Raw genomic sequence first — 26,831 nt, forward strand, 5'->3', positions numbered from 1 at the left:
GCCGCGCCGATTCCCCGCGCGGCCAGAGTCCAGAATGGTGCCGATGGTTTATCCGCTTTCTCTTTACCTGCGTGTGTTGTTCGCGCCTGTGTTGCGCCAGCCGCTGTGGCTGGTGGGTGCCTTGATGCTCTGTGCCACGGGCTGCAGCCAGCAGCAGGGGCGTGACATGGTCCACCAGTTCAGCAATGGCAAACCCCAGGAGTTCTTCCAGACCAGCGTCGACCGCATGGCCACCCTGAGCATGCGCGACAACCTGCAAAGCCTTTACCTGCTGATGAACAAGCTCTACCTGCGCAACCCCAACCAGTGGCGCGAGTGGGGGTATACCGACGCTACCAGCGCCGCGCGGGATATCCGTCAGGCTATCGAGCAGCAGAAGGCCTTGCCGGCCCTGGGCAACCGCCGCGACCTGGCCGCGTTGAGTTATGCCCTGAGCCCGGAGTTTCGTGGCGACCGGGTTGGGGCTTTCATCTATGCCATTGGCAGCATGCTGGTCACCGCCCACGGTGGGCGTACCGAGTTTTTCATGACCGACACTATCGATCCGCAGTTTGTCAGTAACGCGGCGCGCAATATTGAAAAGGCTACCTGGATGCTCAGCCAGCGGCAGGGGGCCAATGGGGAGTTGTTGCTGTTTTCCAATGAGATTTCGGAGGAGGGCAGCAATCTGAGTTTTGCTGTGGAGTTTGGGAAGATTGTGGCGCGGTTGGATTTGTTGACGCAGATGCTGGATGAGCGTTATCGGCGGATTGGGTTGAATTATGCGCAGAGTTTGCTGCTGATGAATTTTCTGCCGGTGCAGTAGGGCGCTGTCGTCCGTGATCTTCTTGGGTACATATCTGTTGCTGCATGGGCTTTTGTAGGAGCGAAGCTTGCTCGCGATAGCGGTAGTGGTTTCGCTGGTGATGTTGGACGGGGTGTATATCCGTTCCTGCGGTAACGGCGGCTTATGGTTCCGCTCTTACAGCGGGTCACTTTGGAAAAGCGCCAAAGTAACCAAAACGCTTTGTCCCACCACTTGGTGCCTCGCCTAGGCTCGGCATGCCCGAACGAAGGCATTGATCCGTGGGCCGCCGCCACAGGCCATCCATGGCCTGGGGCGGCTAACCCGGCATCCCTGCCGGGTTACCCACGGCTCAATGCCTGCGTTCGGCCATCGTGGTTAACGGGGCGTTCAGATCAAAAGCAAGACGGCGGCCTGCCGGCCGGCCTTGATGGAGTTGTGTAGGGAGCTTTTCGGTGTTTAACGCCCCAGCTTTTCCATCGCGGCATCCGCCAGGAAAGATGAACGGCTCTTGATGTTGTGCTCCCGTACAAAGCGGTCGATGCGTTGAATCACGTAACCCGGCAGGGTCACATTGACCTTTTCGGTTTTGCCCAGGTAAGGCGTGATATCGATATCCAGCATGCCCCAGCCCATCCCCTCGAAGTCGGGGTTGGCGCGGTGTGTGCCGGTGGGCGAGGGCAGGGGGATGGCTTGCCCCTCACGGGCCAGTTCTTCGAGCATGACGTGGGCGATTTCGATGGCGGCGCTATACGCGGTCTCGAAGGTATCGCCGGCGGTTACCGCGCCAGGAATGTCGGGAATCTGGATGCCGGTAGCCGTGTGCTCGTCGCCCCACTCGATGCAGATGGGATAGTGCACGGGGATCTCCTCATAAGGTGCGAAGGCTGAGTCGGCGGCTTGGGGTTGACGCTCCCTGTAGCCGCTGCCGAAGAATGAGGCTGCGATCGGGTTGGGCGGCATTCCGACGAAGCGCCCGCCAAACCGGGCGACGCGGTGCAACAGATAAATCCGGGAGGCAGAATGTGCGTCTGCTACGCAGCCGATCGCAGCCTTCGGCAGCGGCTACAAACAGCCTCCCTGGCTCAATAGCGCTCAGGCCTCCTGCGCCGTGCGCCACTGAATCACCTCCAACACCGCACACCCTTCCCGGGTCAGCAAATGCACCCCTCGGGTCACCCGCGCCAGATCGCAGTCGGAAATGTCTTTCAGGTTAAGCGTGGACAGGCTGTCCATCAGGTCGCGCACCACGGTGAAACGATGGGCTGCACAAGCCGCCAGATCGCTCAAGGGCGCACTGCTATCGAGGTAGAAAACGGGAGCGTCGGCGTCGTGGGTATCGACGGGGGTGAAGCGGGAAGTTTGATGGTCAATCATCGGTGCAGCTCCTATGAATAGAGCAGCCACCTTTCGCGGCCAAGCGAATTAGGGTGGCGGCTGTACGCGGGTTGGCCGACCGGGCATAGGACACCGGCACACCCGAAGGTGTCCCACGCACAGCCGCCATGACACAAAATCGCAGGCACAAAAAAAGCGCCTGCAATGGTGTTTGGACGCTGATGCGTTCCTATGCTCGACCGGCCAAGGTCGTTCGCGGATTTTGCCGCGAGCGCGAACTATAGGGGCCGCGCTTGAGCGGCGCAACCGTGCATTGGAGGGGATGTTTGAGTGGTTGTGTCGGAGCGTTGGCAGCGATGGTGGTGGGACGTAGTTGCACTGGCTTCACTAACCGGTTACGTGGGGGCTAGCCATCCAGAACTTGAAGGCCTTCTGCGCGAAGTGACAGAAACTGAACCGGTCTTGGTTTTGGAGATATATGTGAAAGACCGTTTTCGGCCAAAGCAGACGTTCGACCAACCTACAGAGGAGCTAGGAATACAGGCTTTAAGAGGCCTGCTACTATTCTCTCAGACACACCATAAGTCAGTGTGCAGTACCTGGAAGCTAGAAGATGGATCACTTCAATAATCTACCCACGCGTCATAAAAACCATGTCACGGAAAGTAAAGCCGAAGCTGCTTTTCAGAATTTTCTATCAATTTCAGAAGACTTTGTCCTGCAGGCGCAGGATCGAAAGGATTATGGAACCGACTGTCAGATTGAGGTAATTGATCACGAAAGTGCGACCAACGTTAGAATCCACGTTCAACTGAAAGGTACGGAAGGAAACGTGAACTCGGATGGGTCGATCAGTGTAGAGATAAGAAGATCCAATCTAAACTATCTGCTGATGCAACCCCACTCCTTATTCGTTTGCTACCACGTCCCAACCGCCACTCTACGTTTTTGTTCCGCCGACACGGTGATGAGAAGGTACGAACATAGCGGGCAAAATTGGACGCAGCAACAAACTATTACTGTAAAGTTTTCAGAAGTTCTTACTGAGATGCATCTGAAATCCTTCGCGGCTTTGGCGAAAGCCGGTGCGTTGTCACTGCGCGATGTGAGAATCACACAAACAATTGCTCGCCCTGAAGATCTACCAGGAATTCTAAAAAGATCCCGTCCGGATCTGTATGTGCCAGATGATGAAACTCAGGCGTCAAGAATTCTTTCTAATTTGTATGATAGTGGTGAAGACGAAATAATAAGTGCTGCGTTTGATAGGTTCCTGTCCGTCCTGCCTGTGAATCATGACGCAATTATCTTCTGCTATATGGCGGAGATTAATCTTGGTATGGCGAAACGGAATAAAAATTCCGCACGTCTGACGGATGGAATTTCCTATCTCACCTCAAAAATTAACGAAGGTCGTATTGATGTTGGAAGTCTTCACTACTCAATAGGTAATGCGCTATCGGCACTAGGGCGCGAAGACGAGGCTGCGAACCAATATGAAGCCGCTCTTTGCCATATGGTTGCCAATGATGGCACCCCACTATTCGCGGAATGCTATAAGAACCTCGGCACCAGCTACGAAAGATTAGGCGACGAGGAGAAAGCAGCTGGATTTTATCGCGAAGCACTACGTCACAATCCTCAGCTTCCAGAGGCGCACTACGCCTTAGGACTCTACTGTCTGCGAAAAGGTGAGAATAAAGAGGCTCTTGAACATTTTGATAACGTCGTTTTCGCCGAGAATGCATTGGGTAAACGATCTTCGGTTTCAGGTTGGCGTATAAATGCGCTCTTTAATCTCAGTGATGGAAGGGCTGCGTTTCGCGAGATCAACACGCTACTGAGTGATGCGGGAAATGAATCTTGGATTTGGCCATGGTGTAGTCAACAAGTTGCGAGCTTTGGTCGCTGCTCACTTGAAAACGCAAAGCTCAGCATACCATTTTGGGATAGATATCTAATTGCGAAACCAAACTGTTCCAGCGGCGTACGAGAACGGTTGATGACTAGGTTATATTTACAATCGGAAGACCCCGATGCAGATATGAACTATATCTTATTCAAGCGCGAGTTCGAGACTTCTATCTGTCATGTAAGTGGCGAGCCCGTCGCCTATCTATGGGATCGTCTGGGGCATTGGGCTCAGGAGGAAGATGATTGGGAGGAAGCTGAGCGCTGCTATCGTGTCGCATACGATCTTGCGGGTGGACATTATGGTTACTGCCTCGGTACTGCGCTAAACTTTCTGAACCGACCTAAAGAAAGCTTACCGATTCTTCTATCACAAGCTGAAGAAATTCAGCAGGACGACATGAGTTGGTTTCAAGTCGCAGTTGCTTACGAAAAATTACAAAATGTCCGCGAGTCAATCTGTGCATATATGAAAGCCATTGCATTGAATCCTGATTATGAACTGGCCTGGTTCAATATGGGGGGAGTTTACTGGAATGCTGGGGAGCGGGAGCAGGCGAGTCGAGTTTGGAAGATTGCAGCAAATAAGTTTCCAGGCCACGAATTAGTAGCAGTGTTACGTCGCGAACTTCCTTTTATCCTGATGTGATTGAAAAAAAGCTTATGGTTGATTGTTTAATTGCTTTCCGTTTAGTTCTATTTCTGGATTTTTAATTTCTATCACTTGAATATCTCTGAGGAGTCTATATGAGTGAATGGTTGGTCAAGCATATAAATGAAGTAGGGTCTATAGCGACGGTGCTTGCGCTCGTTATTTCTCTAGCTGCACTTGCATTTTCTTCTTATAGATACGTATCTTTGAGAAGAGATGAACTGAAAAACCAACGATATGAAAGATATCACCTCTTGCTACGAAATATTAGCAATGGAGCAGATGGCGACGGCCAGTTTAAATTAGTTAGTCAGCGAGCGTTCATATATGAGCTCCGTCACTTCCCAGAGTATAAAATCCTCACCATTAGATTGCTCAACTCGCTCATTAATGAATGGCGGGAGGATGATGAGAAAAATGAAAAGCTCTCGTTTGAAATACAAGAAACTATAAATTTTTTGACTTAGGGATAATTTGCAATGCGCTCATGCCGAATAGGATAATGGTCACAGCCGAAGGCGAACCTCGGCTGATTGCCCGCTTTTGCCCGATAGCTTCCGCTAACTTACGAAGGCTTTCAGCCAAGATCAATTGCTCAGCGCCTACAAAACTAGGCGCGATTCATTCACTCGTCTTCTTCTCCACAATAATTTGATCATTTGGAACATCCAACTGACGTTGACGTCCGTCATCCTTGAAAGCAATAACGGTCGTATTGCCAAAACCCTTGAATTGCACGGTTACCCCGGCATAAGCCTTGTAGCCTTCTGGGGCCTTAATTTCTTTGGCTACCAGCGCATCTGGCATTAAAGCGTTATAAGGTGCTTTTACGTACACGGCGGCATGTTCAATGCGAACCTGAGCCATACGCATTGCTCCATCCATGAGTAGACCTGAAACACCACCCAACACCAATGGCAGCAGCATGACGATGGTGATGCTTACCAAGTATGCACTTTTCTGTTTTCCGGCTGCCCCAGAGCTCTGAAGTTCATCCCTCTCAGGAGTTACGATAACAGAGTTGAGCAACCACTCATGACGACGGTACTGGGCTCCTGCTGACTTCGCTATCGAATAGAAGATGTAGAGCGCTATCGAGATCAAGGGCAAATTCCAGTAGGCCATGATGTCACGTTGTCCAAATGCCCAGATAAGCACTATAGCCACCAGAGCGAAAGGAATTGCCCCCCAATGAAATGGCGCCATTTCATACGCTATTTCTTTTTTCGGATTAATTTTCCTTTGTATACGCTTAAATACGAAGTTGAAAATAGGTCGCGTCACAACCGACAAGCAAATGCCGAGCGACACCAGGCAACCGACGAACATAGCGTACACAACACCAAAACAACTCGCGGCCAGTAGGAACAGTAGCCCGTCCCCCAGCGTTAGACCCTGGGGGAAATGGCCAACCCGTAGTGCATAGATGATCACGCAGGCACTGCCCAAGGCGATACAGAATTTGAGTGCAGCACCGGTGAGCTTCAAAAGACTTTCAGCAGTGGACTCAAGAGAGGAAATAACTGTTTTCATAAGCTCACATCTGTGACGTGGGAGTAGTAGCCTTTTACAGCTGTCCCATACGGTATCGACGCGTTCACTCATTACATAAGTACGCAAAGTATCTAGCGGAGCGTTAATTTGCCCTGACTTCACCGATACAACTGACGGGCTCCTTTTGGCCGTTTGCCGCCGGTTGTCATCATTGCCGCATATGGACCATTTTGTGGTCTTGCTCCCGTGCCGGCTTGGCGTGTTAATCAAACGCACAATCTGCACATGAAATGCCTTTGCCCTCGAACTCTTCGGCGCCCCAAAAAAACGCCTCCGGCGGTCGCGCACTGCATGCTCACGCCGCTGCCCACCAGCTCGACCATCATCTCACTATCCCTCTCCGGGCACAGCGTCGAGGTCGGTTCGTTCAGAGGCGGCCTTGGCGCCTCGAAGGCTTAAGCCGGCACGGCTGTGACACACGCTATTTTTGAGCCCCATCTTCGTTTGACGAGCCCACCCATGCCGCACGTGCAAGGCGTCTTCAAAACCTACCCCCCAGGCCCCTTGAGGGTGTTGCAGGGCGTCTATCTGCATCTGGAACAGGCCAGCAACCCGAGCTTCGCCATGGCGTTCGGCAACATCGCCGCGGGCCTCGACCTGCCGACCCAGCTGAGCGCCAACTCTCGATTCTGAAGGCGAACCTGAGACCAAAGCCCGGCAGCGCAACACTGCCGGGCTTTTTTGTCTACGCCCACCTTGCCCTGGCACGTCTCCTATACTGATTCGCGCGCCGTACCCGAACGCCGCCGCAACAGCCGTCAGTTCCCTGACAACTACCCCTCCCAGTCACTGCAAGGAGACCAACCATGGCAATCCGCATTGGCGACGAAGCACCCGATTTCACTGCCGACACGACCGAAGGTCCGCTGCATTTCCACGAGTGGATCGGCGATAAGTGGGCAATCCTGTTCTCCCACCCGAAGGACTTCACCCCGGTGTGCACCACCGAGCTCGGTTATATGGCCAGGCTCAAGCCGGAGTTCGACAAACGTAATACCCGGATTGTCGGGCTCAGCATCGACCCGGTCAGCGACCATAAGGCCTGGGTCGGCGACATCCAGGAAACCCAGGGGCATGCGGTCAACTACCCGATGATCGGTGACGAAAACCTGGTGGTGGCCAAGCTCTACGACATGATCCACCCCAATGCCAGTGGTGGCGCGCGCACTGCCGTGGACAACGCCACCGTGCGTTCGGTGTTCATCATCGGCCCGGACAAGAAGGTCAAGGCCATGCTGGTGTACCCGATGAGCGCCGGGCGCAATTTCGATGAGGTGCTGCGCCTGCTCGATGCCCTGCAACTGAATGCCAAGCACACCGTCGCCACCCCGGTGAACTGGCGCCCGGGCGAGGACGTGATCATTCCTACCTCGGTATCCGACGAGGACGCCCGGAAGAAATACCCGCAAGGCTTCAAGACGTTGAAACCCTATCTGCGTACCGTGGAGCAACCGAAGTAACGACGCCCGACAAGGGCTTGCTCACGGAGCAGGCCTGCGGAAACGACGCTGCGCCGGATGTCAGGGTTCAGTCGGCTCGGCGCCGCCGTCACCGTCAGGCAGCTCCATGGGGGGCTTTTAGCCAGGATGGGCAGCCACTGCCCATCCCCGCCTCGAACGGTCCGTGTTGCCTATCGATACCGCTGAGCGCGGGTCGAACCCTGGACGCAGCTGAATCTGTTGACGCTGATGCTCGATGAACGCTACCGGCGTATTGGCCTGAACTATGCCCAGCGTTTATTGCTGATGAATTTTTGGCCGGTGCAGTAAGCTCGGCTGAGTCCTGGCGACTGCTGATCTCTATAACGCCGTCGTCCTGGGTCCGTGCAAAGCAAGTCGTTTTGGATTGTCCATCCCCATGCTCTGCATCGGACCTGAAACCGATAAGATCCGCCTGTTCACGCGGTACATGGCGAGTAACGGCAAGGAGAAAACAGGATGGGCAAGATCAGGATAGCAACGCCGGCCGATGCTCCGGCCATTCAGGCGATCTATGCACCTATGGTGTCGGATACGGTCATCTCGTTCGAGCTCATCCCGCCAACGATCGAGGAGATGGCGAGCCGGATCGAGGCGACACTGGCGACCTATCCCTATCTGGTAGCGGAGTTGGACGGCGCGGTCGTTGGTTATGCCTATGCCAGTCAGCATCGCGCCAGGGAGGCTTATCGCTGGTCGGTGGATGTCACGGTCTATATCGACCCCGCGGCACACCGTCGTGGCATCGGCCGCGCACTCTACCAGCGGCTCCTGCCGATCCTCGAGCGACAAGGCTTCCATGCCGCTTACGCCGGCATTGCCCAGCCCAACGCTGCTAGCGTTGGGCTCCATGAAGCCCTGGGCTTCACCCATATCGGCACCTATCCCGAAGTGGGCTTCAAGCATGGGCAATGGCATAGTGTCGGTTACTGGCGCAAGTCGCTGAATACAGTGACGCCGCCGAGAGAAATCGTCGCGTTCAGCGAGGCGAGAGGATACGTAGAGCTGTAGGCCTGGATGAAGTCAGCCCGCGAGCGGGGAGCGCGGGCTGACAGGCCACAGTGAAAAGCCTTATCGGCTTGGTAGTTTCTGGTCGTCAAGCACAGGTTGGGAGGTCTCCAGGGCAGTAGTGTTTCCAGTGAGAAATCTCGCCAGAAAGAGCGCCGTAAGACCACCGAAGAACTGCGAAATGATGAAAGGCGCCGCGTCCGATAGGCGAATCCCTGAGAACGTATCGGTGAACGATCGGGCAAGGGTTACCGCAGGGTTCGCAAAGCTTGTGGAGGAGGTGAACCAGTAAGCGGCCACCACGTAGGCGGCCACCGCCTGTGGCACCTTCGCCTTGTGGTACTTGTCGCACAGTAGGATGGTGAGGAGCAATCCAGAGGTTGCCAGGTACTCGCTGAACCATTGCGAAGGCCCGGTGCGGACATGCTGGGAGAACTCCACCACCGGCAGTTCGAACATCAGGTGTGCAGCGAAGACCCCCAGGATCGCCCCCACCGTCTGTGCCGCGATATAGGGGCCTAGAAGCTTGGCGCTCAGCCCTCCGCGCAGGTAGTCGACAACCGACACCACGGGATTGAAGTGCGCTCCCGAAAAGGTGGCGAAGCAAACGATCAGTACGTACAAGCTGGCCCCCGTTGCCAAAGCATTGGCAAGGAGCGCGAGCGCATCGTTACCGTTAGCCAGGCGTTGCGCCATGATTCCGGACCCTACAACGGTGCAGAGCAGAATGGCGGCACCGAGCGTTTCAGCCAAAATTTTCCGTGAAGTACTCATCTGGAAGGCTCTGAGAAGGTAAGCGATTGAGGGAAGCGGCTACAGCTAGCAGTAGCCGCAGACAGCGTTACGAGCAGCAGGACTTGGGTCTGATCTGCTCGGGCTGATTGCCTTCCACGACAAACACCGAGCTCTGCGAAGAAAGGTAGGCATCCTCGCAAGCCAGTTCGGTGGGCACTCCACGCTTATAGGTTTTGCCGCTATCACCGGTGAGTTCGCGAGCAGGCCCGCGGTAGATCACGGTCAAAGGATGACCCTTGCGAACCTGTGGCTTGGTGCCAGTGACCGTGACGGAGTAGAACTGAACGGAGCCGATCCGCTTGGTCGACGCGTCGTTCCTCGCTTCGATATTTATCCCCGTCAAACCGGCATCTTGAAGCTGCTGGTAAAACGCCTGTTCCTGTAGCACACCCGAATAGCAGGCTGACCACAGCTTGGTGTCCTGCTTCAGCTCGTCAGGTATGGCGACGTTCGAAACATTGTCGGAAATTGCAAAGCGTCCACCCGGTTTCAGGACCCGGTAGATCTCTGCGAAGACGTTCTGCTTTTCAGTTTCTCCGACCAGGTTGATCACACAGTTCGAGATCACCAGGTCGATAGACTGGTCCTCCACCAGTGGATGGGTCTGGGCGCTGTCGCTGACGAACTGTTCGAAGTTTTTCCACGATGCCCAGTCAGTGCAGGGCTCGGTGCGCAGGCGCTCTTCGGCAAGATCCTGGTCAATCTTCAGATTGCTGGCCGATGCCCTGTGGAACCGCAACGGAGCACTGCCGGTGGCCTCTTGAAAGGCAGCCGCCTCGCCGCGGGCAATCTGCAACATACTCGGATTGATATCTATACCGATAACGGCGCCCTTGCTGCCCGCGATCTGCGCTGCAACGTAGCAATTGAGGCCGGCTCCCGACCCCAGGTCCAGGACCACATCGCCTTCGCGCACATACTGGGTCGGGTTGCCGCATCCGAAGTTGGCCTCGGTGATCCGCTTTGGAATGTTCTTCAGGTACTGGGCGCCGTAAGCCTCGCTGCAACAGCTCTCGTTGAGCTGCGATTCGAGTACGACGTTGCCCTGACGAAGCGCCTCGGTGTAGTCCGCGATGATTTCGTTTTCAAGTGCAGAAGCCATTATTCATATCTCCCGTTTAGCAGCACGAACTACCGTCGGCACAGCACGATTCCTCGGCAGAACCAGCGATAGGAAGAAGCCCCTTGGTGACTTTGGGGTCCCGGATGGAGGGTGTGTTGCAGTCAAAGAAACCACTCTTTTCCAACGGCGGCTCAACGTAGCAACGCACTGGAATGAACTGTCCCTGATAGGGCTGGCTCATCAGCAGATTGAAGGTCTTCTCGCACACTGCGGTACGCACACCACGATGGTAGGTATGGCCATCGTCGTCGACCGTATGCTTCCAGGGACCTTTGTAGATAACAGCATGCCCCTGGTCGAGACATACACCGGCTTTGCCCTTGTAGGCACTGATAGTAAACAGACGGTATTCGATACCGTCCTGAATACAGACGGGCACTTCAGACGCCAAGGCGTAGGTGATGCCATGGAAGCCGGCTTCGCAGAGTTTCTCGGCAACAAGGGGCTCGGTTATCGCCGTCCGACACTCCAGGCCCTCGACGACAAAAGGACGGACAGCGTCGGCTTCCTCATCCGCCAGAATGGCGGGAAATACCAGGCGACCCTGTCGCTCCAGACGTTCATAGATCGACTGTGCGTAGTGGCTGAAAGCGGGTTCAGCATTGAACCCTTCCCAGTAGATGGTCGAGAACGTGGAAGATGGGTCGTCGGTTCCGCTTGGCCTGCCCTGAGTGCTATTTACGCTTGGGCTGAAGGCACGACCCTGAGCTTGGCCATACTGCGCCGTGAACTCGTGACGACGACTTTCAGGGCAGATGAAGAGGGTGTTTTTGTCGTCCGCCAGGATGCTCTTCATGGACTCCGTGTGAGTCCGCCAGGCAATGTGCGCTGGCGCCTGGAACCCCTCTGTCTGATTGGCCAGTCTGAGGGCCGCTTGTAGCAGGGAAAGTGAAGACATGGTTATCTCCTTAGCACTTCAGGCAGCAGCGTTTGAACACACCTTCTTCCGGCGGCGTGACCGAGTCCATGAAGAGCTTGTCCAGGCGAGAATCCGAATGCTGCCAGTCGAAGTGAAACTCGTGCTCTTCCAGCTTCAGCTCCTTGACCGAGGCGTTGTCGAGCAGTGGTGAGCCTTTGTACAGGTGCAGCCGGGTCTCGAACTGGATCGGGTCGACGATGTTCTCCAACTCGTTCCGGGCGATGAAGTCATGGAGTTCGGCCATGTCTTCGAGGCTTACCCAAGGGTTGAACGTGATGAAGGTCGGGTTGACCTTGACCCCAGCCTCTTTCAAGAACGCCAAAGCCTCCTCGATCATCGGCACATCCATCTCCTTGAAGACCTGATCGAGGACCTCCTGCTTGGGGAACTCCAGGGCGGTGGTGATGAAGGCCAGTCCTAGCTGGCCCATTTCCTTGATCGCTTCCTTGTTCTCCAGGATGTGGTCCACCCGAGTGGTGAAGTCGTACGTCAGTTCGGGAAACAGCGAATGCAGCTTGCGGATGATTTTCAGACCGTGCGTCTTGGCATTGAAGAAGTCAGCATCGGTGAATGTCAGGTGAGTCATTCCTTGTGCGACGAGGTTGGCTACATCCCGCTCAACAAGATCATCAGAGACCAGCAGGACCTTGCCGTCATAGGCTGCATACACCGAGCAGTAAGAGCACTTGTGGTGGCAGCCGCGGGAGCCCTCGACCCCACCCACGATGGCCTTTCTACCCAGCAGCTTTTCCAACTGGGGCTGCGGATATTTGTGAAGGGGAGGTGCCAGGTCTCGCCTCGGCAGGCGGAATCCATCGCGAATCAACTGGGGTACGACGATCTCACTGGAAAGGCCACGGGGCCGATCGATGACTCCACGCAAGTCTTGCTCTTGCTCGCCATTCAGGTGCTTTGCCAGGCTGACGATGGGTTTTTCCCACTCACCCGCGATCGCGTAATCACCGTACTTGGCAGCCAGGCTCTTTGCATTGATGGTCGCGTACTGCCCGAAGAAGCAGATCTTCTGGTCTGGATGTGCTTCTTTCAGCGTCTTCGCCAACTGGGTGCCGGCTGTCAGCGAGTCAAAAAGCGGCACGCAGATGAAGACGAGATCGGCGCCGCCGAACCGCTCAACGCAGAGGCCCTCTACATAGATATCGATCAACTGCGCATCAATATCTGCATCAAGTAGAGCAGTGGTTGCAGATATCGCATTAAGCGGCTGATATCCCCCTTCAAATGTACTGGCGACCAAGTATTTCATTCTCTTTCTCCTTGAGTTCAGGCGCGACGATTCGGTGGCGAGAGCCACTGTGGGTGTTGCAAGAATTCGAAGTTGGATTCGAAGTTAAGGCGATACCAGCAACAGGACGGCGAGGCCCGCCAATGCTTGCAGGGCTGAACCCGCTGTAATCAGACGCATGTATCTTCCCGTGGGGTATTCAGGAAAGGCGTCTGACTTCACCAACCAGTAGTAACTGTCGTTGGGGAGAATGGCGATGAAGGACCCGAGGCAAACTGCAAAGGTAATGCTCATCAAGTCCACTCCACTGGATGCCAAGAGGGGAGTAAGAACAGGTGGAATTGCAGCAAAAGTTGCAAGCGAGGAGCCATTCAACGTTTTGAAAATGGCAGCCAACACGAACACGCCTACGAGAATATGCGTGGTGCTGCCTGAAGGGGTGAGCGTGTGTTCAAGCAGTTCCTTTGGAAGCACCTTGCCCAGTGCCAGACCCAATGCAGATGCACAGCCGATGGTGAATAGCAGCGAGCTGGTCCTGCGCATGGCCTTGGACAGAAGATCCTGAACCTCGCCAGGCTTGCTGTTCAACGCAATCAGCAGCGAGGTGACAATCAGTGCACCGGCAGGTGTCGTGCAGAACTCGACCACCGGATGCTGGTTCTTCGCAATCACATATCCCGTGATCAGGAGTATGAAGAATACCGCCAGAGGCATGATCACTTTGGCAACCGAGTCCTGAGGCGTAGCAGCGTCAGTTGCATGATTGGTCGTTGGCAAGTCCGTCCGGGTCGTCCAATAGGTCCAGGCCGCCCCGGCTATCCAAGTGATGACTGTGAGCAGCAGTCCCTGGTAGAGGAATCTCGGGTCATGGGTGTTCGCCCCTAATCCGATGCCGATGATCAGCGGGCCGGCAGGCATCAGCAGCTTGAATCCCGAATAGCACCCGATCGCAATGTACTTCTTGTGGTTTCCGGCAATCGGGGCCAGGGAGGCGTAGGCCGTGTCGGGACAAACCATCCCGGCGCCAAGCAATGGTGAAAGCGATACGCCAAATTTGCCAAACGAGGCGCTGCCTCGCGCCGCTATCCAGCCTGAAATGAAGAACGCACTCAGAATGACCATGGCGAAATAGCCAAGGTTATTGCCGAAGCCTTTGCTGAGCGTTTCAAAGACGCTGCTACTGCTTGCGCCTCCGAGCAAGGGGAGCAAAATCGCACCCAGCAGCATGGCGACCGGCAGAGGAATGGAAGCGCTATTCCATAGGCTTCGTAACCAGGGCCCCGTTTTAATCCTGAGCGCTTGCGTCAACATCCCTGCACCCCCTAGCGGTTACCGGAGCATGTAACTGAGCGGCCTCATGGCCTTTCCGGGAACCTACAGTGGCAAAATACGTTGCGACCCGCAACTAAAATCAAGAAACAATTTTGTGACATGCTTATATCCAAAATGATTGTCGCCCTGCCTGCTAAGGTGCTATCTGCCTGAGTTCCCGAAATTTCGAGTCGTCCGCTATGCCAAAAATTGACCAGATCGACCAGGATGCAGAGGCGCTTTATGAGGCACTCAGTCACCTGGTTCGGGTCTACCAGTTCCGTGACAGGGATCGCAGTTGCTGCGAAGGCCTCTCCGTCACTCAATGCTATGCGCTTGAGCATGTGATCAAGGCCGGGCCCGTTCGTGTTCAGTCTCTGGCCAGTGAGCTTTTCCTCGACAAAAGCAACGCGAGCCGGCTGGTCGACTCGCTGGGCAAGCAGGGGTTGGTGCATCGTATCCAGGACGTGACCGATGGCCGGGCGGTGGCGATCAGCGCAACGCCAGAAGGCTTGGCTGTGTATGAAAGGATTCGATCGGATCTGGTGGGAGAGGCCCGTCATCTTTCGAGCGACCTCTCGACAGAGGTGCGCAACGGTGCCATCGAACTACTACGTCGCTTTGCCAATGCCACTGAGCAGCGTTGCGGCCTGAAGGCGCCCGAAAACGACGAGTATCAGCCCCTCAAATGCTGCTGAGGGGGGGCCAATGCTGATGAGTGGGCGCTGCGGGCAAAGCGGGTGTATCAGGAGTGTCTGTACAAGAACCGCATAGTGGTCAGATACGAGGTCATTGAGTCCTTGCCGGGTTGTCTGAGCGTAGGTTGAGCCGTGGGCGGAGTTGCTGCCGCGAACCCTCGTGCTCTGACAAGCGCTATCCTTGAGCCTTCCTTCCGTTGCCAGAGCCCACCCATGCTCGATGTACACGCCGTCCGCAAAAGCTACACCACGCCCCAGGGCCCGTTGCCGGTGTTGCAGGGGGTTGACCTGCACCTGGAGCAGGGCGGCAGCCTGGCGCTGATGGGCGAGTCGGGTAGTGGCAAGAGCACCTTGCTGCATCTGATCGCTGGCCTGGACAAGGTCGATGGCGGCAGCATCCGCATCGGCGGGCAGCAGTTGGAGCGGATGAACGAGAACCAGCTGGCCAACTGGCGGCGCACCGAAGTCGGGCTGGTGTTCCAGCAGTTCAACCTGATCGGCAGCCTGCGGGTGGAGGACAACCTGGGGTTCCAGGCGCGGCTGGCCGGGCGTTTCGATGGGCGTTGGCAGGCGCAGTTGGTGGAGCGTTTGGGCCTGGGGGATCTGCTGCGGCGCTACCCGGAACAACTGTCCGGCGGCCAGCAACAGCGGGTGGCCCTGGGTCGCGCCCTGGCCGGCAAACCGCGGCTGTTGCTGGCCGACGAACCCACCGGCAGCCTCGACGAAGCCACCAGCGACGATGTGCTGCAGCTGTTGCTGGAGCTATTGGCCGAGACCCCCACCAGCCTGTTGATGGTCACCCACAGCCAGCGCGTCGCCAGTCGCCTGGGGCGGATCGCGCTGCTGCATGGCGGGCGTCTGGCCGGCGCGGGCGAGCACTGAGGTGCGGGTGTTCTGGCACAGCCTGCGGGCGCTGCTCAGCCATTGGCGGCGGCACCCGGTGCAGTTCTTCAGTGTGCTGACCGGGCTGTGGCTGGCCACCAGCCTGTTGACCGGGGTGCAGGCGCTCAACAGCCAGGCACGAGACAGTTACGCCAAGGCCAGCCAGTTGATCGGCGGCGCGCCCCAGGCCAGCCTGGCCACGGCCAATGGTGCGCCGTTTTCCCAGGACCTGTTCGTCAGCCTGCGCCGGGCCGGCTGGCCGGTGTCGCCGGTGGTGCAAGGCCGGCTGACGCTCAAGGACCATGCACAGCAGCGCCTGCAATTGCTCGGGATCGAGCCGCTGTCGTTGCCGGCCGGTGCGGCGGTCGCCGGCCAGGTGCTGGATTCCGCGCGCATGGTCGAATTCGTCAGCCCGCCGGGCAGCACCTGGATCGCCCCGCAAACCCTGGAAGCCCTCGGCTACCGCGAAGGCGATCGGCCGGTGACCGCGAGCGGCCAGCCACTGCCGCCGCTGCACAGCCAGGCGGACATGGCCCCGGGGTTGCTGCTGGTGGATATCGGTTTTGCCCAGCCGCTGCTGGGCTTGCCGCAGCAGATCTCGCGCCTGCTGTTGCCGGCGGATTTCGCCGCCAGCGCGCCGACTTTGCCCGATGCGTTCAAGGGCCTGCTGGTGCTCAAGCGCGGTAGTGAGGAAAACGATCTGGCGCGCCTGACCGAGAGCTTTCACCTGAACCTCGATGCCCTGGGGTTCCTGTCGTTCCTGGTCGGCCTGTTTATCGTCCACGCCGCCATCGGCCTGGCCCTGGAGCAGCGGCGTGGCCTGCTGCGCACCCTGCGCGCCTGCGGGGTCAGCGCGCGGATGCTGATCGCCTGCCTGTGTGTCGAACTCGGTGGCCTGGCCTTGCTCGGTGGGCTGGCCGGGGTGCTTAGCGGGTACCTGCTGGCCAGCGTGCTGCTGCCGGATGTCGCCGCCAGCCTGCGCGGCCTGTATGGCGCCGAGGTGGCGGGGCGGTTGAGCCTGAGCCCCGGGTGGTGGTTGAGCGGGATAGGCCTGAGCCTGCTCGGCGCCTTGCTGGCGGGCGCCAACAGTCTGCTGCGGGCGGCGCGCCTGCCGTTGCTGGCGCTGGCCGATCCCCAGGCCTGGCATCAGGCGCATGCGCGTTGGCTGCGGCGTCAGGCCTGGGTCGCCACGGCCCTGATAGCGCTGGCGGGCGCGGCCTGGACCTGGGGCGACAGCCTGGGCAGCGGTTTCGTGCTGATGGCCGGCTTGCTGCTGGGCGCGGCCCTGGGCCTGCCGGTATTGCTCAATGGGTTGCTCAGTGTGCTGCTCGGGCGCAGCCGTTCGGTGCTCGGGCAGTGGTTTCTCGCCGATTGCCGGCAGCAGTTGCCGGCCCTGAGCCTGGCGTTGATGGCGCTGCTGCTGGCCCTGGCCGCCAATATCGGCGCCGGCAGCATGACCGCCGGTTTTCGCCAGACCTTCGCCGACTGGCTCGACCAGCGCCTGAGCGCCGAGCTGTACATCAACCCGCAGACCCCGGCGCAGGCGCGGGAGCTGCAAGGCTGGCTGCCCGAGCAGCCTGCCGTTGCCGCGGTGCTGCCGGTCTGGCAGGTGGCGCTGCAACTGCAAGGCTGGCCGGCGGACCTGTATGGGGTGATCGAGCATGCCAGCTACCGCCAGCACTGGCCCTTGCTCGAAGCCCTGGGCGAGCAGCCCTGGACCCAGCTGGCCAGCGCCGACGCCTTGATGCTCAGCGAGCAGACGGCGCGCCGGCTCAAGGTGCGGCTGGGCGATCGGCTGGAGATTCCCGTGCCGGCGGGGCAGTGGGCGCCGCAAGTGGTGGCGATCTATGCCGACTATGGCAACCCCAGGGGCCATCTGCTGGTGAATGCCGAGCACTTGCTGGCGCATTGGCCGCAGTTGACGCCCAACCGCTTTAATCTGCGCCTCGAGCCAGCCGCCGTGGCGCCGCTGGTCAGCACCTTGCGGCAACGCTTCGGTCTCGACGACAGCCGCATGGTCGAGCAGGCGCAGCTCAAGGGTTGGTCGAGCCAGGTATTCGAACGCACCTTCGCCGCCACCGCCGCGCTCAACAGCCTGACCCTGGGGGTGGCCGGCGTGGCGCTGTTTATCAGCCTGCTGACCCAGAGCCAGAGCCGCCTGGGCCAACTCGCGCCGCTGTGGGCGCTGGGGGTAAGCCGGCGCCAGCTGATGCTGCTCAACCTCGGGCAGACCTGGCTGCTGGCGCTGCTGACCTTGCTCCTGGCGCTGCCGTTGGGCATCGCCCTGGCCTGGTGCCTGGACACGGTGATCAACGTCCAGGCCTTCGGTTGGCGCCTGCCGTTGCGGGTGTTTCCGTTGCAACTGGTACAGCTGCTGGCCCTGGCGGTGCTGGCCACCTTGCTCGCATCGGCCTGGCCGTTGCTCCGCTTGTATCGCAGCCAACCGGCGGACCTGCTCAGGACCTTTGCCCATGAAGATTGAACGGCTGCCTGGCCTGTTGCTGGCGTTGGCCCTGTGCGGTTGCGATAAAGGCGACGAGCCGGCGCAAGGTTTCGCCGGCTTGGGCGAGGATGCCGCGGCGTTCACCCAGGTGGTGCCGGGGCGGGTGTTCAGCTTCCCTGCTGATCATGGCGTGCATGACGGTTTTCGCATCGAGTGGTGGTACCTCACCGCCGACCTCAGGGCCAGCGACGGCCAGCGCTTCGGCGTGCAGTGGACGCTGTTTCGCAGCGCCTTGCGCGCCGAACCCGACCAGCCCGGCTGGCAGGCGCCGAATGTCTGGCTGGGCCACGCCGCGGCGACTTCGGCCACTGCCCATCACGCCGCCGAACGTTACGCCCGCGGCGGGGTGGGGCAGGCCGGGGTGACCGCGCAGCCGTTCAAGGCCTGGATCGACGATTGGAGTTTCAGCAGCCAGTCCGCCGACGCCAACGCCGACCCTCTGGCGCACATGCAACTGCAAGCCAGCGGCGCGGGTTTCGCCTACCGCTTGCAGCTGCGCAGCGACCGGCCCCTGGTGCTCCAGGGCGAGGCGGGCTACAGCCGCAAGTCCGAGCAGGGCCAGGCGTCCTATTACTACAGCCAGCCGTTTTTCCAGGCCGAGGGCAGCCTGCAGATCGACGGCCAGACCTATCAGGTCAGCGGCCCGGCCTGGCTCGACCGCGAATGGAGCAGCCAGCCCCTGGCGGCCGGGCAGAGCGGGTGGGACTGGTTCTCCCTGCACCTGGACAGCGGCGAGCGGCTGATGCTGTTCCGCGTGCGGGAAAACCACAAACCGCCCTACATCACTGGCACCTGGATCGAACCCGACGGCCGCACCCAGACCCTGCACAAGGACGATATCCAGCTCACCCCGCTGGAGGACTCCAAGGTGGCGGGGCGCACGTTGCCCACCCGCTGGCGTCTGCGCATTCCCGGCCACGGCCTGGATATCAATGCCGAGGCGCTCAACCCCAAGGCCTGGATGAACCTGCGCATTCCTTATTGGGAAGGGCCGGTGCAATTGAGCGGCAGCCATACCGGCAGCGGTTATCTGGAGATGACCGGCTATTAACGAGGTATTCGTGAGTGCAGGTCATTAGTTATTTGCCCAATATTCATTTATCTCTCGCGTCAAACTGTGAATGGTTTTCTGTTGAACTAATAAAGTGTCGATTCATGATTTCGACTCAATATTCTTTTCCCCGGCGCAGCATTTATCTTTTTTCGCAAAGACGGAGAATTCGCTCAACTTAAATATCACTGAGGTTCTCCGCCATGTTCAGCCTGAAAAAATCCGCAGCCCTGTTCCTTGCCTTGCTGGCCTTGTCTTCCGTGGTCGGCGTGCAGGCCGAGGAGTCCGGCGCCTTTGTCGAAAGAAACCGCGCATTGAGCGCGGGCTCGGCACAAAACTGAAGTTTAAAGTTCAAGTGGCCGCTGCTGGAAAGTAGGCGGCCGACTCTTTTGTGTGGCTGAAAACTGGGTTGCAAAGTTGTTCGCCAACCCCGGAGAAAGTTATGAAACCAGGATTATCCGCGATAAAGTCCAAACCCTTGAAGTTTGCCGCGTTGTCGGCCATCGGCCTGGCGCTGCTGTCGGCGTTGTCCGGCTGCGGTCCGGATCAGGTACTGGCCCCGCCCGCGCCGCCGACGGTTTCGGTGAGCCAGCCGGTAAACCGGCAGATCATCGATTGGGACAGTTTCACCGGACGTTTCGAGGCTACCGATTCGGTGGAAGTGCGTTCGCGGGTCAGCGGCTACCTGGAAAAGGTCGCCTTCACCGACGGCGCCATCGTCAAGAAGGGCGACCTGCTGTTCGTCATCGATTCGCGCTCCTTCCAGGCCGCGGTGGTCCAGGCCCAGGGCAAGCTGGCCCAGGTACGTTCGCAGCTGGCCCTGGCCGAGCAGGAGTATGCCCGGGCCAAGGTGCTGATCGAATCGAAGACCATTGCCCGCAGCCTGTATGACCAGCGCTTGCAGGCGCGGCAGGCGGCCCAGGCCGAAGTCCTGAGCGCCGAAGGCGCCTTGAGCAATGCCCGGCTCGACCTGGAGTTCACGCGCATCACCGCGCCCATGAGCGGGCGGATCAGCCGCAAGCTGATCAGCGAAGGCAACCTGGTCAACGGCGGCAACAACAATGCGACCCTGCTGACCACCATCGTGTCCCTGGACCCCATCGACATCTACTTCGATATCGATGAGCAGAGCTACCTCAAGTACCGCCGCCAGGAGCAGGGCGCCGCGGGCCAGAACCTGGTGCGCATCGCCTTGCCGGGGCAGAGCGAGCCGACCCTGAGCGGGCGCATGGACTTCATCGACAACCGCCTCGACCCGTCCACCGGCACCCTGCGCCAGCGCGCCCGGGTGGCCAACCCGGACCTGCGCCTGAGCCCTGGGCAGTTCGGGCGTGTGCAGTTTTCCGGGCGCCCGAGCTATCAGGCGCTGTTGCTGCCGGACACGGCGATCAGCGTCGATGCCACGCGCAAGGTGGTCTATGTGCTCAATGCGCAGAACCAGGTGGAACTGCGTCCGGTGCAGTTGGGCAAGCTGCATGACGGCCTGCGTGAAGTCGCCAGCGGCCTGCGGCCCGAGGACCGGGTAATAGTCGACGGCATCCAGCGGGTGCGCGTCGGCGAGACCGCGACCGCCAGCGAGCAGACCCTGGCGCTGGCGCCGAAGGCCTCGGCCAGCGAAGGAGCGCCGCTATGAACCTGGGGAAAATCTCCGTCGAACAGCCGGTGCTGGCGATCGTGCTGTCCATCGTGCTGATGATCGTCGGCGGCCTGGCCTATCTGATCCTGCCGACGTCCGAATACCCGGACATCGCGCCGCCCACCGTGGTGGTGCAGGCGACCTACCCGGGCGCGTCGGCGCAGACCGTGGCCGAGACCCTGGCGATCCCCCTCGAACAGGAGGTCAACGGCGTCGAGGACATGCTCTACATGTACAGCCAGGCGACCTCCGATGGCAGCCTCAACCTGACCGTGACGTTCAAGAGCGGCACCGATGTCGACAAGGCCCAGGTGCTGGTGCAGAACCGCGTGGCCCTGGCCACGCCGCGTCTGCCGGAGCCGGTACAGCGCAGCGGCGTGTCGGTGCGCAAATCGTCGCCGACCCAGCTGTCGACCATCTTCATTTCCTCGCCCAAGGGCACCTACGACCAGCTCTACGTTTCCAACTTCGCCATCCGGACCGTCGCCGATACCCTCAAGCGCATCGACGGTGTGGGCGACATCAATCCGCTGGGCGCCCGTGAATACTCCATGCGCATCTGGCTCGACCCGGAGCGCGTGGCGTCCTTCAACCTGACGCCGGCGGACATCATTGCCGCGGTGCGCGCGCAGAACACCCAGGTGGCGGGAGGGGTGATCGCGCAACCGCCGGTGGCGTCCCAGGCCTTCCAGCCGAACCTGATTTTCGAAGGCCGCCTGAAAGAGCCGGCGGACTTCGACAACATCGTCATCAAGTCCGGCAGCGCCGGGCGCCTGGTGCGCCTGAAGGATGTGGCGCGCACCGAAATCGCTGGCCTGGCCTACGTCAACAACACCTATTACCTGCGCCACCCGGCCATCGGCTTGCAGGTGCTGCAACGTCCCGGCGCCAATGCCCTGGCCACCATGAAGGTGGTCGAGCAGACCATGCAGGACCTGAGCAAGGAATTCCCCGAAGGCATCGAATACAGCATTGGCTACAACCCCACCGCGTTCATCGCCGACAGCATCGGCGAGCTGGGCAAGACCATCTACGAGGCGGTGATCCTGGTGGTGCTGGTGATCCTGGTATTCCTGCAAGGCTGGCGTCCGTCGATCATTCCGATCCTGGCGATTCCGGTGTCGCTGGTGGGCACCTTCGCGGTCATGGCCATGCTCGGTTACTCGATCAACAATCTGACCCTGTTCGGCCTGGTGCTGGCGGTGGGCATCGTGGTCGACAACGCCATCGTCGTGGTGGAAAACGTCGAGCGCCATCTGGCCGAAGGCAAGAGCCCGTTGCAGGCCACGCTGATCACCATGCAGGAAATTGGTGGCGCGCTGGTGGCGATCACCCTGGTGCTCTGCGCGGTGTTCATTCCCACGGCGTTCATTCCGGGGATCTCCGGTGAGTTCTTCCGCCAGTTCGGCATCACCATCGCGGTGGCCACGGCGATCTCGCTGTTCAACTCGGTAACCCTGTCGCCGGCGCTGGCGGCGATGATTCTGCGACGCCACGACCCCAAGGCGCATCAAACGCCACGGCGCGGTGTGGCCGGCCTGCTCAAGCGCGCAGCGGAGGGCTTCAACCGCGGCTTCCTCAAGCTTTCGGTGGGCTATGCCGGCAGCGTGCGGGCCCTGGTGGCGCGGACTCCATTGATGCTGGCGATCTACGCGGTATTGATCGCGGCCACCGCCTACCTGTTGGTGTCCACGCCCAAGGGCTTCATTCCGGCCCAGGACCGCGGTTACCTGGTGGTGATCGTGCAACTGCCGGAAGGCGCTGCGTTGGAGCGCACCAACGAGATTTCCCGGCAGATCGAAGCCATCGCCCTGCAAGTGCCGGGTGTCGACCGGGTGCCGACATTCTCCGGGTTCTCCATGGTCACCGGCACCAGTTCTTCCAACTCGTCCGGCCTGGCGCCGGTGTTCGAACCCTGGTCCAAGCGCAAGCTGCGCGGCCTGACCTCGGACAAGATCGCCGCCGACCTGCGTGAGCGCCTGAAAGTGGTCAGCGGCGCGTCGGTGATTGTCGCCACGCCGCCTCCGGTCCAGGGCCTGGGCAGCACTGGCGGCTTCTCCATGCGCCTGCAGGACCGTGCCGGCCTGGGCAGCCAGGCCCTGGCCAAGGCCACCGAGCAACTGATCGCCGCGGCCAATGCGACCCAGGGCATGACCGGTGTCTACTCGCCGTTCTCGGCCCGTACGCCGCAGGTGTTCGTCGAGCTGGACCGTGAGCGCGCCGAGATGCTCGGGGTGCCCAGCAGCCAGATCAACCAGGCCATCGAGACCTATTTCGGCTCGACCTACATCAACGACTTCAACCTGGTGGGGCGCACCTATCGGGTGACGGCCCAGGCGGACTTGCCGTACCGGGTCACGCCAGAGGACCTGGCGCGGGTCAAGGTGCGCAACGAGGCCGGCGACATGGTGCCGATCGCCAGCGTCACGCGGTTGCACGAGTCGCTGGGGGTCGAGCGTTTCCCACGCTACAACCTGTTCCCGACCGCGGAAATCAACGGCGACACCTTGCCCGGGCTGGGCTCCGACTTCGCCCTGCAAACCATGGAGCGCCTGGCCGGGCAGACCCTGCCACCGGGCATCACCTACCAGTGGACCGACCTGAGCTACCAGCAGGCCACCGCCGGCAACATGGGCCTGCTGGTATTCCCGCTCTGTGTGATCTTCGTCTACCTGGTGCTGGCGGCGCAGTACGGCAGTTGGAGCCTGCCGCTGGCGATCCTGCTGATCGTGCCCATGTGTCTGCTGGCCGCCGCCGGTGGCGTGCGCCTGATGGGCCTGGACATCAACATCCTGACCCAGATCGGTTTCATCGTGCTGGTGGGGCTGGCGGCGAAAAACGCCATCCTGATCGTCGAGGTGGCGCGCCAGCAGGAACAGGACGGGCAGGGCATCGTCGATGCCGTGGTGGAGGCTTGTCGCCTGCGCCTGCGACCGATCCTGATGACCTCCCTGGCCTTCATCCTCGGTGTGCTGCCGCTGGTGCTGTCCGAGGGCGCCGGTTCGGAAATGCGCCAGGCGGTCGGTTCGGCGGTGTTCTTCGGCATGATCGGCGTGACCCTATTCGGCCTGCTGTTCACCCCGATCTTCTACGTCCTGATCCGCCGTCTCGCCGGGGGCGAGCGGCGGTTGCAGGCCCCATCCAGCGTCTCTGCTTCGGGAGTGGTCCATGAATAACCTGCTGCGTTTTCCCGCCCTGGCCTTTACCGCGGCGCTGCTTGCGGCCTGCGCCGCGCCGACTTTGCCACCGGCTGTCGAGGCGCCCGCCGGGCGTTTCGTCAATGCGCCGCAAATACCGGCGGCGGGCATTGCCGAGCAATGGTGGACGCTGTACCACGACCCCTTGCTCGACCGCCTGGTGGCGCGGGCACTGGAGGAAAACCTCGACCTGCAGATCGCCCTGGCGCGGATCGATGCCAGTCGTGCCTTGCGCGGCGTCGCGGCCGCCGGCGCGAGCCCCGAGCTGAACCTGGGGGCCAGCGCCGCCCGGCAACGGATCTCGGCGGACCAGGCCGGGTTCAGCGAACCCTTGATGACCGAGCCGCTGAGCCTGGGTCTCGACGCCTCCTGGGAGATCGACCTGTTCGGGCGGATTCGCGAAGGTGTGCGGGCCGCCGGTGCCGACCTGCAGGCCAGCGCGGAAGAGGCGCGTGGGGTCAAGGTGGCGCTGGTCACCGAGGTGGTGCAGGCCTATGCCCAGGCGCGGGGGCTGGAAGAGCGCCTGAGCATCGTGCGGCAGAACGCCGAGAGCCAGAGCCGCACCCTGCAACTGACCGAGCAGCTGTATGCGGCAGGCAGCAGCCCGCAGGCCGATCTGCTGCGGGCCCGTTCCCAGTCGGAGTCCACCGCGGCCCAGGTGCCGGCCCTGCAACTGGAGTGGCAGCGCTCGCTGCACCGTCTGGCAGTGTTGCTGGCGCAGCCGAGCGAGGCGCTGTACCAACAGTTCGCCGCCAGCCCGGCGCAACTGAGCGAGGTGGATCTGGTGGATGCCGGCACCCCGGCCGACCTGCTGCGTCGGCGTCCCGACATCCGCGCCGCCGAGGCCCGGCTGATCGCTGCCTACGCACGGGTCGGGGTGGCCAAGGCCGACCTGCTGCCGCGCCTGAGCCTGTCGGCGGCCCTGGGCTCGCTGGTCGACGGTGTCAGTGCCGCGAACCTGGCCAGCTCGACCTTCTGGCTGGCCGGTATCAATGCCAGCGTGCCGCTGCTGGACGGCGGACGCCGGCGCGCGGTGGTGGAGCTGCGCGATGCCGAGGGGCGCCAGGCCTTGCTCGGCTATCGCCGTACCGTGCTCGGCGCGGTGGCGGAAGTCGAGTCGGCCCTCGCCGCAGCCCGGCGCAATGCCGAGAGCCAGCAGCATCTGGCCAGTGCCGCGGCGCAGGCCAGTTCGGCGGCGCAGCAGATCCAGCGTTCCTGGGCCGCCGGTGAGGCGCCGTTTCTCGATGTGCTGCAGGCCCAGCGCGTCGAGCTCACGGCGCAGAACGCGCTGTCGCGGATCAAGACCGCGCAATTGCAGAACCAGGCTGTGCTGGTGCGGGCGCTCGGTGGTTGAACGGGGAGCAACGAATCTGTGGTTCGCGGCGGCGTAGGCATTTACAGCGTCTATGCTCAAGCGGCACCGCGCACCTGAACGGCGCGGGTCTTGTCTTCAATTACAGGGATGAATGTCTATGAAGCCGCTTCACTCTCTGGCCAAAGCCGTTGCCTTGGCCACTCTGTTGTCTGCTGCCAGCCTGCATGCCCATGCCGCCGACATTCCGTTGGCCGGTACCGTGGAGGCCGATGAACTGGTGACCAAGGTGCTCTCCGTGGATGCCGCCAAGCATCGTGTGGTGCTGGAAGGCGCGCAGGGCCAACCGGTGCATGTGCAACTCAGCGATCAGGCCAAGGACCTGGGGCATTTGAAGGTGGGCGACCAGGTCAATGTGCGGGTCACTCACGCGGTAGTGGCGGTGCTGGACACCAATGTGGAAAAAGGCCTGCCGGATTCCGCTGAACGCACCGGGGTGATTCGCGCCACCAAGGACAACCCCAACCCGGGCGGTGAAGCCTATCGCCAGGTGCAGGTGCAACTGAAGATCACCGACATCGACCTGAAGAACAACCAGCTGACCTTCCAGGGACCGGCGGGTAACAAGAAGGTCCTGGCCGTGGAAAAACCGGAAGTCCAGGCCCGGCTGAAAGACCTCAAGGTCGGCCAGAGCGTGGTGGTGACCTACACCGACGTGTTGCAAGTTACGACGCAGCACGAAGGTTGATTGAGAGCGGGCGCTGGTCGTTGTGGCGGCCGGCGCGCGGATCTCGGGAGGTCCGTGCGGGGAGTTGAACGAAGGTGAGCGAAATAAAAAAAATTCCGCCAGCTTTGTGTTCAGAATTCTTCAGAATATGTGCACGGACTTTCTTTTCCTGTTCGATTAAAATAGTTCTCGTTCGCCCGGTGCAAGGGCTCTTTACCGGTGCATGGATTGCCAGGCCAGAGCACTGGGCGAACACCCTCTTCGGGGTTTCCGCCCCACCATTTCCGCCATTGCGTTCATGCGACTTGCGCAGGTTCGACGCTTGTTGCCAGCGGTTGCCAAGCACTCTCGGCTCTCTCCAGCAAGACTCTTTACCGACACAGCCTGTTGTTTCATTGCCTGCCGCCCGGGTCGGCTTCAGCCTCGGGACACGGTGGTGCACAGTTGCAGGCCCAGCGCACGCATGACCTTGACCACGGTATCGAAGCGCGGCTTGGCGCCCGGGGCAAAAGCCTTGTAGAGGCTGGCCCGGCCCTGGCCGGTGGCCTTGGCAATCTGCGTCATGCCCCGCGCCCTGGCGACATGGCCCAGGGCGCGGATCAGTTCATCGGTATCGCCATCGGCCAGGACCTGGGACAGGTATTCGCTGATCGCCTGGTCGCTGTCGAGCAGGGTGGCGATGTCGAAGGCAAGCAGTGTGTCGGACATA

25 protein-coding genes are annotated in these 26,831 nt (G+C 60.1%); 15 read left to right on the forward strand and 10 right to left on the reverse strand.

Features of this window, described 5'->3' with window-relative positions:
• Window positions 1-34 precede the first annotated feature (34 nt).
• Complete coding sequence (locus AC07VU_RS26205; RefSeq protein ID WP_495030758.1) at window positions 35-805, forward strand: hypothetical protein; 771 nt, start codon at window positions 35-37, stop codon at window positions 803-805.
• 438 nt (window positions 806-1,243) lie between these two features.
• Here AC07VU_RS26205 and AC07VU_RS26210 read toward each other — a convergent pair whose 3' ends face one another.
• On the reverse strand, window positions 1,244-1,645 hold the full coding sequence (locus tag AC07VU_RS26210; RefSeq protein WP_495030759.1) for a type II toxin-antitoxin system HicB family antitoxin: 402 nt from the start codon (window positions 1,643-1,645) through the stop codon (window positions 1,244-1,246).
• Window positions 1,646-1,879: 234 nt separating this feature from the next.
• Window positions 1,880-2,161: a hypothetical protein gene (locus tag AC07VU_RS26215; protein WP_123412413.1), complete on the reverse strand. Its 282-nt coding sequence runs from the start codon at window positions 2,159-2,161 to the stop codon at window positions 1,880-1,882.
• Window positions 2,162-2,735: 574 nt separating this feature from the next.
• Here AC07VU_RS26215 and AC07VU_RS26220 point away from each other — a divergent pair.
• Both AC07VU_RS26220 and AC07VU_RS26225 read left to right on the forward strand, forming a co-directional pair.
• Window positions 2,736-4,682, forward strand: a complete 1,947-nt coding sequence (locus tag AC07VU_RS26220) for a tetratricopeptide repeat protein (RefSeq protein ID WP_495030760.1) — start codon at window positions 2,736-2,738, stop codon at window positions 4,680-4,682.
• A gap of 98 nt (window positions 4,683-4,780) precedes the next feature.
• Window positions 4,781-5,152, forward strand: coding sequence for a hypothetical protein (locus AC07VU_RS26225; protein ID WP_495030761.1), 372 nt, complete (start codon window positions 4,781-4,783; stop codon window positions 5,150-5,152).
• Between the two features lie 154 nt (window positions 5,153-5,306).
• On the opposite strand, the gene AC07VU_RS26230 is transcribed toward AC07VU_RS26225, so the two are convergent.
• Window positions 5,307-6,218, reverse strand: a complete 912-nt coding sequence (locus AC07VU_RS26230) for a hypothetical protein (RefSeq protein WP_495030762.1) — start codon at window positions 6,216-6,218, stop codon at window positions 5,307-5,309.
• A gap of 480 nt (window positions 6,219-6,698) precedes the next feature.
• Between AC07VU_RS26230 and AC07VU_RS26235 the strand changes: the two genes are divergently transcribed.
• The 3 genes from AC07VU_RS26235 to AC07VU_RS26245 all read left to right on the forward strand — a co-directional run bounded on the left by AC07VU_RS26235 (window position 6,699) and on the right by AC07VU_RS26245 (window position 8,728).
• On the forward strand, window positions 6,699-6,872 hold the full coding sequence (locus AC07VU_RS26235; protein ID WP_495030763.1) for a hypothetical protein: 174 nt from the start codon (window positions 6,699-6,701) through the stop codon (window positions 6,870-6,872).
• 173 nt (window positions 6,873-7,045) lie between these two features.
• Window positions 7,046-7,699 carry a peroxiredoxin gene (locus AC07VU_RS26240; protein ID WP_007923518.1) on the forward strand — a complete coding sequence of 218 codons (654 nt, stop codon included), beginning with the start codon at window positions 7,046-7,048 and terminating at the stop codon, window positions 7,697-7,699.
• A gap of 477 nt (window positions 7,700-8,176) precedes the next feature.
• Complete coding sequence (locus AC07VU_RS26245) at window positions 8,177-8,728, forward strand: arsinothricin resistance N-acetyltransferase ArsN1 family B (RefSeq protein WP_495030764.1); 552 nt, start codon at window positions 8,177-8,179, stop codon at window positions 8,726-8,728.
• A 60-nt stretch (window positions 8,729-8,788) separates the two neighbouring features.
• Here the strand turns inward: AC07VU_RS26245 and AC07VU_RS26250 are convergent, their stop codons facing one another.
• The 5 genes from AC07VU_RS26250 to arsQ form a co-directional block, all read right to left on the reverse strand.
• On the reverse strand, window positions 8,789-9,499 hold the full coding sequence (locus AC07VU_RS26250) for an aquaporin (RefSeq protein WP_495030765.1): 711 nt from the start codon (window positions 9,497-9,499) through the stop codon (window positions 8,789-8,791).
• Window positions 9,500-9,566: 67 nt separating this feature from the next.
• Window positions 9,567-10,622 (reverse strand): arsinothricin biosynthesis methyltransferase ArsM, encoded by a 1,056-nt coding sequence (gene arsM, locus AC07VU_RS26255; RefSeq protein WP_495030766.1) that lies wholly within the window; start codon window positions 10,620-10,622, stop codon window positions 9,567-9,569.
• 16 nt (window positions 10,623-10,638) lie between these two features.
• Window positions 10,639-11,541, reverse strand: coding sequence for a DUF8838 domain-containing protein (locus AC07VU_RS26260; RefSeq protein ID WP_495030767.1), 903 nt, complete (start codon window positions 11,539-11,541; stop codon window positions 10,639-10,641).
• 10 nt (window positions 11,542-11,551) lie between these two features.
• Window positions 11,552-12,826, reverse strand: coding sequence for an arsinothricin biosynthesis radical SAM protein ArsL (gene arsL / locus AC07VU_RS26265; RefSeq protein WP_053260463.1), 1,275 nt, complete (start codon window positions 12,824-12,826; stop codon window positions 11,552-11,554).
• 84 nt (window positions 12,827-12,910) lie between these two features.
• Window positions 12,911-14,116 carry an arsinothricin export permease ArsQ gene (arsQ, locus tag AC07VU_RS26270; protein WP_150050051.1) on the reverse strand — a complete coding sequence of 402 codons (1,206 nt, stop codon included), beginning with the start codon at window positions 14,114-14,116 and terminating at the stop codon, window positions 12,911-12,913.
• Between the two features lie 200 nt (window positions 14,117-14,316).
• Between arsQ and AC07VU_RS26275 the strand changes: the two genes are divergently transcribed.
• The 9 genes from AC07VU_RS26275 (at window position 14,317) to AC07VU_RS26315 (ending at window position 26,143) form a co-directional block, all read left to right on the forward strand.
• Window positions 14,317-14,814: a MarR family winged helix-turn-helix transcriptional regulator gene (locus tag AC07VU_RS26275; protein WP_150050053.1), complete on the forward strand. Its 498-nt coding sequence runs from the start codon at window positions 14,317-14,319 to the stop codon at window positions 14,812-14,814.
• A gap of 213 nt (window positions 14,815-15,027) precedes the next feature.
• On the forward strand, window positions 15,028-15,696 hold the full coding sequence (locus AC07VU_RS26280; RefSeq protein ID WP_495030768.1) for an ABC transporter ATP-binding protein: 669 nt from the start codon (window positions 15,028-15,030) through the stop codon (window positions 15,694-15,696).
• Window positions 15,662-18,178 (forward strand): ABC transporter permease, encoded by a 2,517-nt coding sequence (locus AC07VU_RS26285; RefSeq protein WP_495030769.1) that lies wholly within the window; start codon window positions 15,662-15,664, stop codon window positions 18,176-18,178. The genes AC07VU_RS26280 and AC07VU_RS26285 overlap by 35 nt, the downstream gene beginning before the upstream one ends.
• Window positions 18,168-19,250: a lipocalin-like domain-containing protein gene (locus AC07VU_RS26290; RefSeq protein WP_274306285.1), complete on the forward strand. Its 1,083-nt coding sequence runs from the start codon at window positions 18,168-18,170 to the stop codon at window positions 19,248-19,250. The genes AC07VU_RS26285 and AC07VU_RS26290 overlap by 11 nt, the downstream gene beginning before the upstream one ends.
• Window positions 19,251-19,453: 203 nt before the next feature.
• Window positions 19,454-19,591, forward strand: coding sequence for a hypothetical protein (locus AC07VU_RS26295; RefSeq protein WP_009043095.1), 138 nt, complete (start codon window positions 19,454-19,456; stop codon window positions 19,589-19,591).
• A gap of 101 nt (window positions 19,592-19,692) precedes the next feature.
• The gene (locus AC07VU_RS26300; protein WP_274306287.1) at window positions 19,693-20,883 is read left to right on the forward strand and encodes an efflux RND transporter periplasmic adaptor subunit; all 1,191 of its coding nucleotides are present in this window, start codon (window positions 19,693-19,695) and stop codon (window positions 20,881-20,883) included.
• On the forward strand, window positions 20,880-24,062 hold the full coding sequence (locus tag AC07VU_RS26305) for an efflux RND transporter permease subunit (RefSeq protein WP_277588333.1): 3,183 nt from the start codon (window positions 20,880-20,882) through the stop codon (window positions 24,060-24,062). The genes AC07VU_RS26300 and AC07VU_RS26305 overlap by 4 nt, the downstream gene beginning before the upstream one ends.
• A complete protein-coding gene (locus AC07VU_RS26310) occupies window positions 24,055-25,437 on the forward strand; it encodes an efflux transporter outer membrane subunit (protein ID WP_277588334.1) in 1,383 nt (460 codons plus the stop codon). The genes AC07VU_RS26305 and AC07VU_RS26310 overlap by 8 nt, the downstream gene beginning before the upstream one ends.
• 118 nt (window positions 25,438-25,555) lie before the next feature.
• Window positions 25,556-26,143 carry a hypothetical protein gene (locus tag AC07VU_RS26315; protein ID WP_053260471.1) on the forward strand — a complete coding sequence of 196 codons (588 nt, stop codon included), beginning with the start codon at window positions 25,556-25,558 and terminating at the stop codon, window positions 26,141-26,143.
• Here AC07VU_RS26315 and AC07VU_RS26320 read toward each other — a convergent pair.
• Both AC07VU_RS26320 and AC07VU_RS26325 read right to left on the reverse strand, forming a co-directional pair.
• The gene (locus tag AC07VU_RS26320) at window positions 26,121-26,468 is read right to left on the reverse strand and encodes a hypothetical protein (RefSeq protein ID WP_277588335.1); all 348 of its coding nucleotides are present in this window, start codon (window positions 26,466-26,468) and stop codon (window positions 26,121-26,123) included. The two genes, AC07VU_RS26315 and AC07VU_RS26320, sit on opposite strands and share 23 nt — an antisense overlap.
• Before the next feature lie 71 nt (window positions 26,469-26,539).
• A complete protein-coding gene (locus AC07VU_RS26325) occupies window positions 26,540-26,830 on the reverse strand; it encodes an addiction module antidote protein (protein ID WP_007923531.1) in 291 nt (96 codons plus the stop codon).
• Window position 26,831 lies beyond the last annotated feature (1 nt).

It is taken from the genome of Pseudomonas sp. GW821-FHT02B10 (assembly GCF_059421865.1).